This window comes from Leptospira kemamanensis, assembly GCF_004769665.1.
Classification (GTDB): domain Bacteria; phylum Spirochaetota; class Leptospiria; order Leptospirales; family Leptospiraceae; genus Leptospira_A; species Leptospira_A kemamanensis.
In genome coordinates this window covers 101592-114477 of sequence record NZ_RQGG01000050.1, presented here as the reverse complement: position 1 = coordinate 114477, position 12886 = coordinate 101592, and the positions used below count along the sequence as shown (strand labels likewise).

General features: G+C 40.8%; 14 protein-coding genes. 5 read left to right on the top strand and 9 right to left on the bottom strand.

The window, feature by feature from the left end:
* The first annotated feature begins 64 nt into the window (after nt 1–64).
* Nucleotides 65–478 (top strand): acyl-CoA thioesterase, encoded by a 414-nt coding sequence (locus EHQ59_RS16770; RefSeq protein ID WP_135621015.1) that lies wholly within the window; start codon nt 65–67, stop codon nt 476–478.
* Here EHQ59_RS16770 and EHQ59_RS16765 read toward each other — a convergent pair.
* The 5 genes from EHQ59_RS16765 to EHQ59_RS16745 form a co-directional block, all read right to left on the bottom strand.
* Nucleotides 462–1058: a UbiX family flavin prenyltransferase gene (locus EHQ59_RS16765; protein WP_135621014.1), complete on the bottom strand. Its 597-nt coding sequence runs from the start codon at nt 1056–1058 to the stop codon at nt 462–464. The genes EHQ59_RS16770 and EHQ59_RS16765 overlap by 17 nt on opposite strands.
* Nucleotides 1055–1966 carry a UbiA-like polyprenyltransferase gene (locus EHQ59_RS16760; RefSeq protein ID WP_135621012.1) on the bottom strand — a complete coding sequence of 304 codons (912 nt, stop codon included), beginning with the start codon at nt 1964–1966 and terminating at the stop codon, nt 1055–1057. Before EHQ59_RS16760 ends, EHQ59_RS16765 begins: the two co-directional genes overlap by 4 nt.
* A gap of 793 nt (nt 1967–2759) precedes the next feature.
* Nucleotides 2760–3410, bottom strand: a complete 651-nt coding sequence (locus EHQ59_RS16755; protein ID WP_135621010.1) for an endonuclease III domain-containing protein — start codon at nt 3408–3410, stop codon at nt 2760–2762.
* Between the two features lie 26 nt (nt 3411–3436).
* Nucleotides 3437–3727 (bottom strand): 50S ribosomal protein L28, encoded by a 291-nt coding sequence (rpmB, locus tag EHQ59_RS16750; RefSeq protein ID WP_135621008.1) that lies wholly within the window; start codon nt 3725–3727, stop codon nt 3437–3439.
* A gap of 18 nt (nt 3728–3745) precedes the next feature.
* Complete coding sequence (locus tag EHQ59_RS16745; RefSeq protein WP_135621006.1) at nt 3746–4510, bottom strand: LOG family protein; 765 nt, start codon at nt 4508–4510, stop codon at nt 3746–3748.
* Between the two features lie 88 nt (nt 4511–4598).
* Here EHQ59_RS16745 and EHQ59_RS16740 point away from each other — a divergent pair, with 88 nt between their 5' ends.
* Nucleotides 4599–5405 carry a hypothetical protein gene (locus EHQ59_RS16740; protein WP_244245597.1) on the top strand — a complete coding sequence of 269 codons (807 nt, stop codon included), beginning with the start codon at nt 4599–4601 and terminating at the stop codon, nt 5403–5405.
* On the opposite strand, the gene EHQ59_RS16735 is transcribed toward EHQ59_RS16740, so the two are convergent.
* Both EHQ59_RS16735 and EHQ59_RS16730 read right to left on the bottom strand, forming a co-directional pair.
* Complete coding sequence (locus tag EHQ59_RS16735) at nt 5356–5565, bottom strand: hypothetical protein (protein WP_135621002.1); 210 nt, start codon at nt 5563–5565, stop codon at nt 5356–5358. The genes EHQ59_RS16740 and EHQ59_RS16735 overlap by 50 nt on opposite strands.
* Nucleotides 5566–5625: 60 nt before the next feature.
* Nucleotides 5626–6522, bottom strand: coding sequence for an aldose 1-epimerase (locus tag EHQ59_RS16730; protein ID WP_135621000.1), 897 nt, complete (start codon nt 6520–6522; stop codon nt 5626–5628).
* A 55-nt stretch (nt 6523–6577) separates the two neighbouring features.
* Between EHQ59_RS16730 and sppA the strand changes: the two genes are divergently transcribed.
* From sppA to EHQ59_RS16715, 3 genes are read left to right on the top strand one after another with little or no spacing between them, the layout of a single operon-like run.
* Nucleotides 6578–7576, top strand: coding sequence for a signal peptide peptidase SppA (gene sppA, locus EHQ59_RS16725; RefSeq protein WP_135620999.1), 999 nt, complete (start codon nt 6578–6580; stop codon nt 7574–7576).
* Nucleotides 7577–7595: 19 nt separating this feature from the next.
* Nucleotides 7596–9023: an MBOAT family O-acyltransferase gene (locus EHQ59_RS16720; RefSeq protein WP_135620997.1), complete on the top strand. Its 1428-nt coding sequence runs from the start codon at nt 7596–7598 to the stop codon at nt 9021–9023.
* Nucleotides 8989–9708, top strand: a complete 720-nt coding sequence (locus EHQ59_RS16715; RefSeq protein ID WP_208652446.1) for a hypothetical protein — start codon at nt 8989–8991, stop codon at nt 9706–9708. Before EHQ59_RS16720 ends, EHQ59_RS16715 begins: the two co-directional genes overlap by 35 nt.
* A gap of 59 nt (nt 9709–9767) precedes the next feature.
* On the opposite strand, the gene EHQ59_RS16710 is transcribed toward EHQ59_RS16715, so the two are convergent.
* Together EHQ59_RS16710 and EHQ59_RS16705 are read right to left on the bottom strand one after the other, a co-directional pair.
* On the bottom strand, nt 9768–10211 hold the full coding sequence (locus EHQ59_RS16710; protein ID WP_135620996.1) for a tetratricopeptide repeat protein: 444 nt from the start codon (nt 10209–10211) through the stop codon (nt 9768–9770).
* Nucleotides 10212–10467: 256 nt separating this feature from the next.
* Nucleotides 10468–12885, bottom strand: coding sequence for a penicillin-binding protein 1A (locus EHQ59_RS16705; RefSeq protein WP_135620994.1), 2418 nt, complete (start codon nt 12883–12885; stop codon nt 10468–10470).
* Nucleotide 12886 lies beyond the last annotated feature (1 nt).

Here is a 12886-nt window from a genome sequence, read left to right as displayed (position 1 = left end):
GGCGGAAATCTTTTCTCTAGGGTTTTTGGTATCGAATAAATCGAAAACATATTTTTTGGTATTTATGGTCGAGACAATTCAGAACAAACTCCGGGATATGGAACTTGTCACCCAACACTTGGTCCAACCAGACGATTTAAACTACCACAATAATCTCTTTGGAGGGAAAATGCTCTCTTGGATTGATGAGGGAATGGCAATGTATGTAATGAACAAAATCCGTTACACAAACATTGTCACGATGAGTATGGACAATGTGGTATTTCGTTCTCCTGCCCGTGCTGGTGACATCATCCAAATTTATGGAAAGATTGTGAAATATGGAAAATCTTCCATCACCTCAAGAACCCTTGCGATCACAAACCACCCACAAACGGGAAAAATGTCTGCTGTGATCGAAAGTGATATCACCTACGTTTGCTTAGGTGAGAATGGAAAACCTACTGCGTATTTTAGAAACTTTACCCCTCCCATTTAGGGAAAAGAGTTTGAGAAAGTCCAAGTAAATTAAAAATCCTTCCTGCGATAAAATCACCTAGGTCATCCAAAGTTTTTGGCATTTGGTAAAACCCTGGGGATGCGGGTAGGATGATGGCCCCTGCTTCATCCAAATTGAGAAGATTGCGGAGGTGGATGCGGTTGTAAGGAGTTTCTCTTGGCACTACAATGAGTCGTCTTCTTTCTTTGAGAGTGACATCGGCCGTGCGTTCAATTAAGTTTTCCGTTAGACCCGCAGACATCGAAGCCACAGTTTTCATACTACAAGGCACGACCACCATTGCATCCCAAACATTGGAACCACTGGCGATGTCCGATCCTATATCAAAAAAATTACGCACGTGAAATTTGTGTTTGGGTTTTACCATCCACTTCTCTTCCACAAAAGACAAAATGTCTTCTGTGGTTTTCACATTGGTTTCATATTCTTCTGAAAAAATACGTAAGGAAGCGGGACTTGCTGTGATATAGGTTTCCCCTTCAACTTCTGATAATGCTTTTAAAAATCGAGCTGCATAAATACTGCCGCTGGCACCAGCAAGACCAACCACCAGTTTCATCGGAAACTAATACCAGAAGAAATCTTTAATAAAAACTCATTCCATTTATCAAAGAGGATGGCCAAAAACAAAACCACACTGATCCAAGAATTGATTTGGTAAAAAATAAGAGGCAATTCTTTACCCTTGAATTGATAGGAAATTTTGTGTTCATATAACACTAAAATTCCAATCACAGAAAGGATGAAAAAATACATAAACCCTAGTTCGGCATTCACTCCCGCCATGATGAAAAATACAAAAGAGAGAGCATGCAAAATCACAGCGATGAGTCGAGACTTACCCTCACCCAGTTTTGCGGGAATGCTATGAAGATTTTCTTTTTTGTCAAAGTCCATATCTTGAATGGCATATAACACATCAAAGGCGGAGATATGAAACAATAAACCTAAGGAAAATAAAATCGGAACAAGACTTATGGTTTCTGTAATGGCAATCCAAGCCCCAAGTGGGGCAAGAGAGATGGCAAATCCCAACACCAAATGGCAAAACAAGGTAAACCGCTTGGTGAGAGAATAAAGAAACAAAATAAAAAGTGCCGGGAAGGAAAGAAGGAAAGCCAGTTTGTTGACGAAGAAACTCGCAAAGATAAAAATAAAGGCAGATAAACCAATGAAAAGAAGGGCCGAGAGTTTAGAAATTTTCCCAGCGGGAATTTCCCTATTTTGAGTGCGGGGATTCTTTTCATCGATCTCAGAATCCACGTAACGATTGAAACCCATGGCAGCACTCCGGGCACTCACCATACAAACAAGGATCAGGGCTCCAATGCGAAGCAAATCACCCGTGTCGAGATTCGACTCGAGGTAGGCTAGGACAAAGCTAATCCCAGCGAAAGGCAAAGCAAAAAGTGTGTGGGAAAATTTAACCATTTTAGCGTAGAGAAATAGATTTTTGAAGAAGTTCATGGCATCCTTTCTGCCCTTAGGTTAGACAGAGATCAGGTTTTTTGGTTCATTCTGTTTCGAAATCTTCCGTTCTTAGTACCAAGGTCACAAATGATAAATATCCGTCTTTCCTTTCTTGGAAGAAACTTCTGGTCTATTATGACAATTGGATTCTTTCTTTCACTTTCTCCCAGTTTCGCCCACGAAAGTTTAGAAGACCGCCCTTTACGTATGTTTTTCCACTGTGGGAAAGAGCTTTTCACCAAAATGGATGAAGAAGGACGTGGGGGACTCAGTGCCCTCCTAGGTTTTGTGGAACGGGAAAAAATGGATTTAGACCTCAAACGAGGAAAAGGGTACATGTTGTACCCTTTTTCACCCAAAGACAAACCCTTAGAATTTCCTTTTGATGGATTTAACCTGACAAAAACCATCGAAATGGACCACGGTCCCGTCAAACTCGGTTTAGGTTCCATAGATGGACTCTTAAGCGCCAAAAACACAGAGGACTTTGATGGTTGGATTGTCTATGTGAGTCCCGAAGAAGAAATCAAAATCCCACTCATCCCTTGGCAAAACCATCCCGAACTCCCGATCTTTTTACTCGTCGAAGGGAAACCACAGGCACGGTTTCGTTACCTTTCCAATGTCCACCAAGTGGAATGCCCCAAAGACTATGGTAGGCTTGGAACTCTCAATTTGTTTTTTCGCAAACGAAACCTGATTCGATTGGATTACAAAGTGGAATCCATCAATTTAGTTGACCGCAATCGTTCTTGGAAACAAAGAAAAGAATCGGAAACGGAAGAAGGTCTTATGAAACCGACTCCGAATAAGAAGGACATAGAGAAGAAAGAGGACAGTCCGAACAAAACGTACGGCGCGCCTGGCAATACTTACGACCGAGAAATATTAGGTAAAGAGATAGGTTACGGCAAATTTCCTTAGGAGTGATTTTCATCATCTCCCGTTCAATTTGAACGGGATCTGTTTTTTTGGTAAATCCAAGTCGTTTGGTCAATCGTTTGACGTGAGTATCCACCACAAACCCTTCCACCACTCCATAAATTTCAGCAAGCACCACATTGGCGGTTTTCCTTCCAAATCCTGGGAGTTGGATTGCCTCTTCCATTGTCTTTGGAAGTTCCCCACCAAATGTTTCTAATACCATTTTTGCAAATCCTTGGATGCTTTTGGCTTTGTTTTTATAAAACCCAGTGGAGAAGATTTTTTTCTCAATAGCAGTGAGGGGAGCTTTCGCGAAAGATTCAAGGGTTGGGAAGGTACGAAAGAGTTCAGGTGTGACCTGGTTCACTCGTTCATCCGTACACTGTGCACTGAGGATGACGGCAATTGCCAATTCGTATGGTTTTGTATATGTGAGGGGAGTTTCAACAACACCGAATTCCGCCTCAAGAAGACGGTAAACTTCGGTGATATTTGGAGTTTTTTTGGATCGTTTCAATCCACAAACAAACTTAAATCGTGGATTTAAGCTGTCGTTGCTTGTTGTGCTTTGGGAGTGATTCCTACGTATTTTTTAGGAGTGATTGCGGAGATATCACCGCCGTGGTCTTTGATTGCCACTTTCAAACCTTTTTTACGAAGGGTTCTTAAAGCACGTGTAGAAATCTTAACGCGAACCCAACGGTTCTCGTCTTCCAAGAAGATTTTTTTTGTGATCACATTCACCTTCCAGATACGGCGATTCTTTTTATGAGAATGGGATACGTTGTTCCCTGCCGTTGTTCCTTTTCCGGTTACTACACATGTTCTAGCCATAATTATTACCTTGTTTCGCTATGTTTTTGTACCCTCAGAATGGGTCAATTCGAAACGAATCTTTTCCTGAAAGAATCGAAGCGCTTCTACTGGGTCGTCGGCATACCCAAATAGATGCAGATCTGATTCGGAAATCAGACGCATTTCTGCTAGTTTTTTGAAATTGATGACCTCTGACCAAAATTTTTTCCCATAAAGTAAAATGGGAATCGGAGATTTTTTCCCTGTTTGGACAAGGGTGAGAGTTTCAAAGAGTTCATCGAAGGTTCCAAACCCTCCGGGAAAGGCAATCATCCCTCGACAGGTTTTCATAAACCATAGTTTTCGCATAAAGAAGTAATGGAATTCAAAGGTAAGTTCTGGATTTACATAAGGATTTGGGTGTTGTTCATGAGGAAGGACGATATTAAGAGCCACAGACTTAGAACCTGCCTCCCTTGCCCCCCGGTTTCCCGCTTCCATAATCCCAGGTCCTCCACCTGTACAAATATGCAAATTGCGATCGGGAATTTCTTTTTTTAAGACTTCCGACCATTCGGAGATGAGTCTTGAAAATTCGCGGGCTTCTTCATAATAATGGCTGAGTTCCTGTAAGGGAGAGGTTTGTCCCGTTTGGTTTGTTTCCTCGGAAGGGATTCGTGCCGAACCAAAAACAACAATTGTATCCGTGATTCCATGCTCTTTGAACTCAGACTTTGGGTGGAGGTATTCGGAAAGAATCCGAATAGGGCCTGCTTCATTTCCCCATAAAAAACTTTGATTCTCAAAGGCTAAATCATTCATCTTGTTATCATAGATCGACCGAATGGTATAAAAAATGTGGAAATTCCCAAAAACATATGAACTTACGATTTCTTTCGAACATCTCCCTATGTTTGAAACCCAATTACAAGAAATGGTATTGGAATGGGAAACCTCCCATTTTTCCTTTTTGCGACCATTTTGGGTTTTGGATTGGAAAACGAAACCAGAACCACTAGGTCATAGTGGGTTCAGCCTTAGTTTGCAAAGAGAACTGAGTTTTTTTGATTCCATTCGTTTCTTTTGTTTTCCCCACTCGTTTGCCAAAGAGAAAAAAGACCGTCTAACAAATAGTCTACGAGATAAACTGCGTGGCAAGGGGATCACAAACCAGAGTCCCAAAGAAAAAACATCTCACTTTGAAAAAATACAATCTTACTTCCAAGAACCTACAGAATTACGACTTAAGGATGTAACCACGATCCAAGCAAGTTTGCAATTGGAAGGAATGCTGATCCCATTACCCATGCGTCATATCCAAATGCATGAGGGAGATTCTCATTTGGTTCTTCGAATGGGTCTTCTGAAAACAATCCATTACCGCCTCCATTCCAAAACGTTTCAACCACCCTACCCGAAATTAGCAGAGTGTTATATCCAAACAAGAGATACCCATAAAGATAAAAGTTTTGGAAACGTATACTATAGTTTTTTAGGATACTTTTTGGAGATAGAAACGGATGAATACTTATTACCTTATTTCGGTTTGAAACCAACTGTCCCTCAGCCCATCAGAGAAACCATTCCAAAGGACATTTGGAATGCCATCAAAGATGTACCGAAATCAGATTGGATTCTTACCAGTTTAAAAGCAGAAGAACTCGAGTTTAGACCTGTCTACCAGGTTTCCACTTCTTTGCCGCATCATCTAAAATGATGAATCTCGAATTTTTACCAATCATAACTTCATTGATTTTTTTATCTTGTAAGGCTCGATAAACAGAAGTTCGGCTAGTGTTTTTCTTTTCAGCGAAGTATTTGATTTCCAAAAGATTTTTACTGATCTGTTTACAAGTATTCACTAGGGCATCTGACATTGGGGAATTATCCTCTTTTTTTTTCTTAGACAGTTTGTTCGATAAAGAGAATATTTTTTTTTAGAATTGATCCAAACGAATGGAAAATTCGATTTTTTTTTCGGATTGTTTTGGCACTATACTAGGATTTGCACGAGGGAAATGTAAAAAGTTTCCAGTGCTTGTCATCGGTTCGATGGCAATGGACTTACGATCTTGTGGAGTGAACACTTGGTAAAAGTTTCCGCCACTGATGATTAATTTTTCCTTTTTGTTCATCGAAAAAAGTCCTATATAGGGCACTTCGTTTCCGACGGCCATATAGAGATCATCCAAATTTTTTCCACTTAGAGGGATCTCAGAGTGAATCACTAACTCACCGTCTAACACTCGTTCCGGCAAAAGATAATCCCCTAATTTGATTTGATGGAAACCAGAACCTATGAGGAATAAATCATCGATATTTTCCTCCTCATTCCAACGAAAATAGGGATGGATGCCAAGGGCAAAAGGAAAGTCCTCGGTGGATGTATTTTCCAATTCATAAATGATTTTGAGCTCAGAGGGAGTGAGTTCGTAAACTTCCCTTACTTGGATCTTAGAAAGAAAGGTTCCCTTCCAAGAATCGGGAATTTCCATTCCAAATTTGACCACTGACTTTTCGTCGGACTGCGTTTCCTCTAGGATCACCCTCGGCAAATTGTGAAAGAGACCATGAAGAGAAATCCCATTCCCATCCGTGAGCCAGTGTACACTGGGATAAAATGGATCCCTTGCCCAGGGATTGGGTTCTAGTCGGTTGACCCAGGGAAACATCAAAAAAGACCCAGAAGCAAAAAAAGGATCTGGCGGTTTATGGCCTGCCACAACGGAAACAGTGGATCCATCTACGGGAGAATGCAGGTGTAAATGAAGCCATTGTCCACCTCCAGTCGGTTCTGACCCAAAACTAGAGTATTTAGTTTTCAATTGGTGCAAGATTTATCTCCCAAAAATGATTGAAGTCAGAGTTTACGATCTTAGAAAGGTTTGTATGCCTTTAAGAAAGTTTGGTCTTTTTAGTTTAGTCGTTCTTCTTTCGGTTCTTTTTACAGAATCTTGTGTGATCGGTAACAGTATGAACTTGTTCCCGCCAACAACTAAGTCTGAATTCGAAGAGAAACTCATCGCGGGAAAGGATCAAGAAAAAATCGTAATTATCTCGATCGACGGGATGATTTCCGATGAATCCAAATCCGCCTTTTTTGGACCATCCTCTGATTCCATGGTCGTTCGTATAAAAGAATCTTTAAAACGAGCCGAAAGGGATTCGGATGTAAAAGGTGTTATTTTAAAAATCAATTCTCCTGGTGGAACTGTGACGGCTAGTGACATCATCTACCAAGAAATCAAAAAGTTCAAAGAACGAAAAGGGATCCCTGTTTTTGCAGGATTTATGGACACAGCTGCCAGTGGTGCCTACTACATCGCGATGGCAACTGACTCCATTGGAGCCCACCCAACAACTGTTACAGGATCTGTAGGAGTCATCATGTCGGGGATCAACGTGAAAGAAGGTTTGGATAAAATTGGAATCAAAGACCAATCCTTTACTTCTGGCCCGAACAAAGCTTTAGGTTCCCCTACAACGGAAATGACTGCTGAACAAAGAAAAATTTTACAATCCATCATAGATAGTTTGTATTCCCGATTTTTCGAAGTGGTGAAAAAAGGACGTCCAAAAGTTTCCGAAGCCAGACTCAAAGAAATTTGTGATGGAAGGATCTTCACTGCAGAACAAGCACAGAAAGAAGGAATGATCGATTTTATCGGTTACTTTGACAACTTTGTGATCGAACTCATGAAACATCCACGTTACGAAGGCAATTCACAAGGATCTCCAAGGATTGTCACTTACCAAAGAGGAAAGGTTCCTGTGGAAAATATTTACCAAGCAACGGATGCGAAAGGAAATCCTATTTCATTTGGTATTGCTGACAAACTTCTCGGAACAGAAACAAACGCGAAGTTTTTATACCTCTGGGATATCTAATTTTAAGGTTACCTAATTCATGTTATTCAATTCCATTCCTTATTTAATTTTATTTGCGCTAACGTATTTAATTTATTGGAACATTCCACAAAAGGGACGAAAACCCCTGCTTGTGATTTCTTCTTTGATTTTTTACGCATATTTTAGTTTCCCTTTTTTATTTCACTTCCTTCTCGTCATCCTCATCAACTATGCATTTAGCGAATGGATGTTTCGTAAAAAAGAGAAAGGTGAAAAACTTGATTCTGTATTGTATACGATTATCATTCTAAACGTAATCAATTTAGCATTTTTTAAGTATTTTTACTTTATCACAGACTCATTGTTCAGCCTAACAGGGTATCCAAGTTTCAAAGAAATCGCTGGGTCTTGGAGTATTTTCCTTCCGCTTGCGATAAGTTTTTATACCTTCCAAATCATTGCCGTACAAGTGGACATCCATCGAGGGATCATTGAAAAAAGAATGTCCACTGTGGATTATTTTTTATTCATTTTGTTTTTCCCTCAACTCATTGCAGGGCCCATCATGAGGTCTCAGGATTTTTTACCACAACTAGACCATCCGACCATTGATGAAGACCGAATGAAAAAAGGGATTTTTCTCATCATAGGTGGTTTATTCAAAAAGGTCATCATCGCCGAAAACATTGCTCCCATCATCTCTCCTCTCTATATGGATCCAGCGAAGTATGATAGTTTTTCGATCTTTTTTAGTGTGCTTGCCTTCGCCATTCAAGTCTATTGTGACTTTTCTGGGTATACGGATATGGCGAGAGGATCGGCCAACTTACTTGGGTATGAAATTCCAGAAAACTTCCAAGGTCCATTTTTGTCCCAATCGTTCCGGGAACTTTGGAGCCGTTGGCATATTACTTTGTCTTCTTGGTTACGAGACTACATCTACATTCCATTAGGTGGTAGTAAGGGTTCTATTTTCCGTTCCAATTTAAACTCCTTTATCACGATGTGCCTCGGAGGTCTTTGGCATGGTGCCAACTGGGCCTTTGTTTTATGGGGAGCGTATCTCGGAGCTCTCATATGGATTGAAAGGTCTCTCTACTTACACCGTGGGAAAAAGAAATTCATTCCAGATACCTTTCCTATGGCAGGATTCATTCGAACCATTGTGATCTTTATCATTTTTACGTTTTCAGGTGTTTTTTTCCGTGCGGCCGCAAGGGGTTCGGAATCTCTAAACGTAGCCTATGAAATCTTCAAAGGGGTATTGACCCTTCGCAATACGGGAGATACACTCAGCCGTGTGGATGAACTCCCAACCTTCATTGCGTTAGGGCTAATGTTTAATTGGTTTCAGTATTCTCCTTTTATGTATGAAAAACTGAAACCATATCAAAATATATTACTCCCCATTTTATCCGTCGTGATTTTGCTTTTACTCGGAATCTTTGGAGATGGTGGACAAGATTTTATTTACTTCCAGTTCTAATTCTATAGAAAAGAACCAACCGTTTCGATCGAAACACCAAAAGAAGAATTTCTTTCTTCTTTTGGTCCTCTCCGCAGTTTTTGTTTTTCAATGTACACCCAAACTCGGATGGATTCGAACCTTACCAGACAGTTTCCCGAGAGATAGGAACCTACCCTTCGGAACTTATGAACGACCTACAGAAAAAAAATCAGCAATGGGTTCGAAAGAATTCCAACTCGATTGGAAAGAAACCATCCATATCCTTTCCGAACAGGAATTCAAAAAAACTTGGCGGGAATGGAGAGTTTACAAAGACCATATCCAATTCCGCCAAATCATTGGCAAAGGCCAGTTTGAAAAATCAAACGAATGGGTATTATTTTCTACCAAACAATTGAATACCAAAGAATGCCGAGTGGATCTCAAACCAGGAATGAACACCAAACGTTTGTTACAAAAGATTCCTTGTACATCCTTTACCATGGATACAACAAAGGATTTCCAACATCACTTACTATATCATTATGATGGGAATTCTTTATATCCCCTCCAATACGAATCAGGATACGAAGAAGCCAATTTTGGGATTGCTTGGGAATCCGATAAGGCTTATACGAAAACGAAATTATTTGAAATTGCTAAGTGGAAGTATGGGAAAAAAGAATTCCAACCCCACGTGTATCATCACGTGAAGTTGGATTGATTCGAAGAAGAATCAAAAAAAGGGTAACCATCTCTAGAAAGAATCATAACAGTTTTTAATTAACGGGAAGCAACCACCGCACAAGCCTTCGCAAATTCCTTTGCTTCCATATTTGCTTTTTCTTCATATTTTGAAATTCCGTGTTTATGGAAGGCTTCACTTGCTTTCTTTGCATACACAGACGCTTCACAAAAATTGCCCGCCTTTGAATACGCTTGGCTTGCTAAATATTGAATGGATGCAAAACTTTTGTGAGATTGCATTCCAATGGCTTCTCTGATTTTCAGAGCACGATCATAATGAGTGGAAGCTAGGTCAAATTCACCAATTCCTTCTTCCTCGTTTGCCATTTTCACAAGTTCGTTTGAGATCACGACAAGTGTTTCGTTGTCGTATTGGCCAATGAGTGAGGCCACTTCTTCGTTCACGAGGGAGGAAGACTCTCCTGCAAAAGCAGAGTAGTTGAGCGCTACGATGATCATGGTTACGAGTAGTTTTTTCATATTCCCTCCGAACGACTGTTCATGAGAATAGATGCAACTATCGTGCCAAGCCTAGATATTGTCTAAACAGCCAGGAAACAGGGTTTTGTAGGATGGAAGAGAGTCCTTACAAGGTAAATATGCACAAAATGTACACAGATTGAGTAAATTGCAATAAATTGCCTAAAAAACAAAGTGTTCGGAAACAAGAAAGGCCCAAAACTCCGAGGGATCGGAACTGGGCCTTTGGAAAGGAGGCTTTTGTCTTTTAGTTTCGCTATTTTAATTCGTCGTCGGAGATTTCCAATTCTCTTTGTAAGAAGTCGTTTAAATCCATGGAACGGTAGTGGTCTCTGTCCCCATCACACTGACGACCACCAGGAACAGCCAAAGTTCTTCCCGCGATGGTGATGGGTTTTAGGAATAAATTTCCCGTGAGTGGGCAACCTGGCCCAGGGGAAAGACCATTGAAAGCACAAGTGGCTCCTTTGACAACATCAGCAGGAATCTCTTCTGCTTTGCCATTCGGATAAAAACTGGGATAGGGACCTTCATTGTAAAATCGGGAATACATTTTTCCCCAAATCGGAGCGGCCACCCCTGCGGCAGTGACACCTTTACCCAAAGAAAGGGAAGATTTATCAAAGCCCATCCATACAATGGATGTGAATTTCGGATCAAATCCAGCATACCAAACATTGGTATAAGAAGAAGTAGAACCGGTTTTACCACCCGATTCGCCACGATAATTTCCTTTATCGGAGGCACGTAAGGCTTGGGTAGGAGTTCCACCCATAGCAACACCAATTAGCATTTGCTTGATGATATAAGCGGTAGCTTCTGGAATGATTTGGATCGTTCCATTTTTTGCTTCTTCTGCCAAAGTTTCTTGGACTTCTTTTTCTTTGTTGTAAACAACAGTCCCACTTTGGTTTAACACATAACGGACACTAAATGGAATGACATCTTTTCCTTTATTGGCAAGGATCGAATACCCAAGAGCCATTTCATAAGGAGTGAGTTCTGCCACACCAAGAGCAAGGGCTGGTCCTGTTGGAAATCTTGCTTTATTGGTTTTTGTGACTTTAGAGGCAAAATCAATTACGGAATCTGTTCCAGTTCGCATGAGAACTTGCACCGAAACAATATTGAGAGATAAAGACAAGGCACGAGACAAAGGAACCATCCCTCTAAAATCACCAGAGATATCTTGTGGAGAGTATCCCTCCCCTTCCTCTGTGATGGTGGTGAGAGGTGCATCCATAATCCCTGTTCCAGAACCTACAGCACGATTTTGGATGGCTGCTGCATATACAAATGGTTTGAAAGCAGAACCGGTTTGGCGTCTTGCTTGCATGGCACGGTTAAACTGGTTTTTCGGAGAGAACCTCGATCCACCCACCATGGTTTGGATATAACCCGTTTGGTGGTCAATCGTAATGACGGCACCTTCCACGTGTAAGTTGGAAGAGAATACAAGGGAAGACCTTTGGAATTCTTTGACCGCCGCACTTTCATTTTCGGAAGGAACAAAGTCAGTCAAAAGTTCCAATGCAGGTGCCATTTCTTTTTCTAAATGCAACCGGAACACTTGCCTGTCATCGAGGCTTGTGACGTAGGGCACACCTACAGGAAAAATCGATCCAAACAAATTGTATAAGGAAACAAGGCCTCTGTCTGCTCGTCCCGCATAACGGAAGTTTGCACCAAATGCATATTTATCTTGTTCAATGAGGCCTTTTCTAAGTTCTTCTTCGGCAATTTCCTGTTTTCTCACATCCAATGTGGTATACACTCGAAGTCCACCCGTATAGAGAGCCTCTTCTCCGAGTTCCTTTTCTAGGATTTGGCGAACCCACTCAGTAAAATAGGGAGCACGGTTGAGTTTGGCACCCCAAGTGGAACGAGAAGGAGATTGTGTGATGACAACTGGCCAATACCGATCCCAAAAATCATCGTGGATTTTTTGCACCTGGTCTTTGGGAATGAATCCATTTTTTGCCATAAGGCCAAGCACCACCATATGCGCTTGTTTGGCTTCCTTGGGATTTTTAAACGGTGAATATGTGACAGGTGCTTTGGGAAGGCGTGCGAGCATTGCCGCTTCAGCGATACTTAAGTCCCTTACATCTTTTTGGAAGTACACGTTTGCCGCAGAAGAAAGACCTGTCGTTCCATGACCCAAATAAATTAAGTTAAAATAGATTTCTAAAATTTCTTCTTTGGTGTATTCTTGTTCGATTTGTAAGGTAAGAAGTGCTTCGAGGAATTTTCGCCCAAAGGTTTTTTTCCTTTGTTGTAAGATGGTTTTTGCTAACTGTTGGGTGAGGGTTGAACCCCCTTGCACAATGCGACCCGCAAAAATATTTTTGATCGCAGCACGAACAATCGCTAAAAAATCAATTCCAAAGTGATTAAAAAAATTATCATCTTCCACTGATAAAAAGGCATGGATGACATGGGGTGGGATATCACTATATTTTAATAATTCTTGTTTGTGCCTGTAAAGTTCCGCAATCAGCACTCCATTGGTATCATACAATTTAGTGGGAGTGGTTGGTTGATAAGAAGCAAGTTTTTGTAATTCTTTTCCTTTGTTTACTTCGGAAAGGATATATCCAAAAAAAAGTCCACCAAGTAAGGCAATACTAAAGAATGTTGTGATGGTGATACGTAATGTTTTTTCTTTGTTCATA

Excerpts from the sequence above, each read along its gene's own strand:
- EHQ59_RS16770 (WP_135621015.1), top strand. The coding sequence starts at position 65 with ATGGTCGAGACAATTCAGAACAAACTCCGGGATATGGAACTTGTCACC.
- EHQ59_RS16765 (WP_135621014.1), bottom strand. The coding sequence starts at position 1,058 with ATGAAACTGGTGGTTGGTCTTGCTGGTGCCAGCGGCAGTATTTATGCA.
- EHQ59_RS16760 (WP_135621012.1), bottom strand. The coding sequence starts at position 1,966 with ATGAACTTCTTCAAAAATCTATTTCTCTACGCTAAAATGGTTAAATTT.
- rpmB (WP_135621008.1), bottom strand. The coding sequence starts at position 3,727 with ATGGCTAGAACATGTGTAGTAACCGGAAAAGGAACAACGGCAGGGAAC.
- EHQ59_RS16745 (WP_135621006.1), bottom strand. The coding sequence starts at position 4,510 with ATGAATGATTTAGCCTTTGAGAATCAAAGTTTTTTATGGGGAAATGAA.
- EHQ59_RS16740 (WP_244245597.1), top strand. The coding sequence starts at position 4,599 with ATGTTTGAAACCCAATTACAAGAAATGGTATTGGAATGGGAAACCTCC.
- EHQ59_RS16735 (WP_135621002.1), bottom strand. The coding sequence starts at position 5,565 with ATGTCAGATGCCCTAGTGAATACTTGTAAACAGATCAGTAAAAATCTT.
- sppA (WP_135620999.1), top strand. The coding sequence starts at position 6,578 with ATGCCTTTAAGAAAGTTTGGTCTTTTTAGTTTAGTCGTTCTTCTTTCG.
- EHQ59_RS16720 (WP_135620997.1), top strand. The coding sequence starts at position 7,596 with ATGTTATTCAATTCCATTCCTTATTTAATTTTATTTGCGCTAACGTAT.
- EHQ59_RS16715 (WP_208652446.1), top strand. The coding sequence starts at position 8,989 with ATGGTGGACAAGATTTTATTTACTTCCAGTTCTAATTCTATAGAAAAG.
- EHQ59_RS16710 (WP_135620996.1), bottom strand. The coding sequence starts at position 10,211 with ATGAAAAAACTACTCGTAACCATGATCATCGTAGCGCTCAACTACTCT.
- EHQ59_RS16705 (WP_135620994.1), bottom strand. The coding sequence starts at position 12,885 with ATGAACAAAGAAAAAACATTACGTATCACCATCACAACATTCTTTAGT.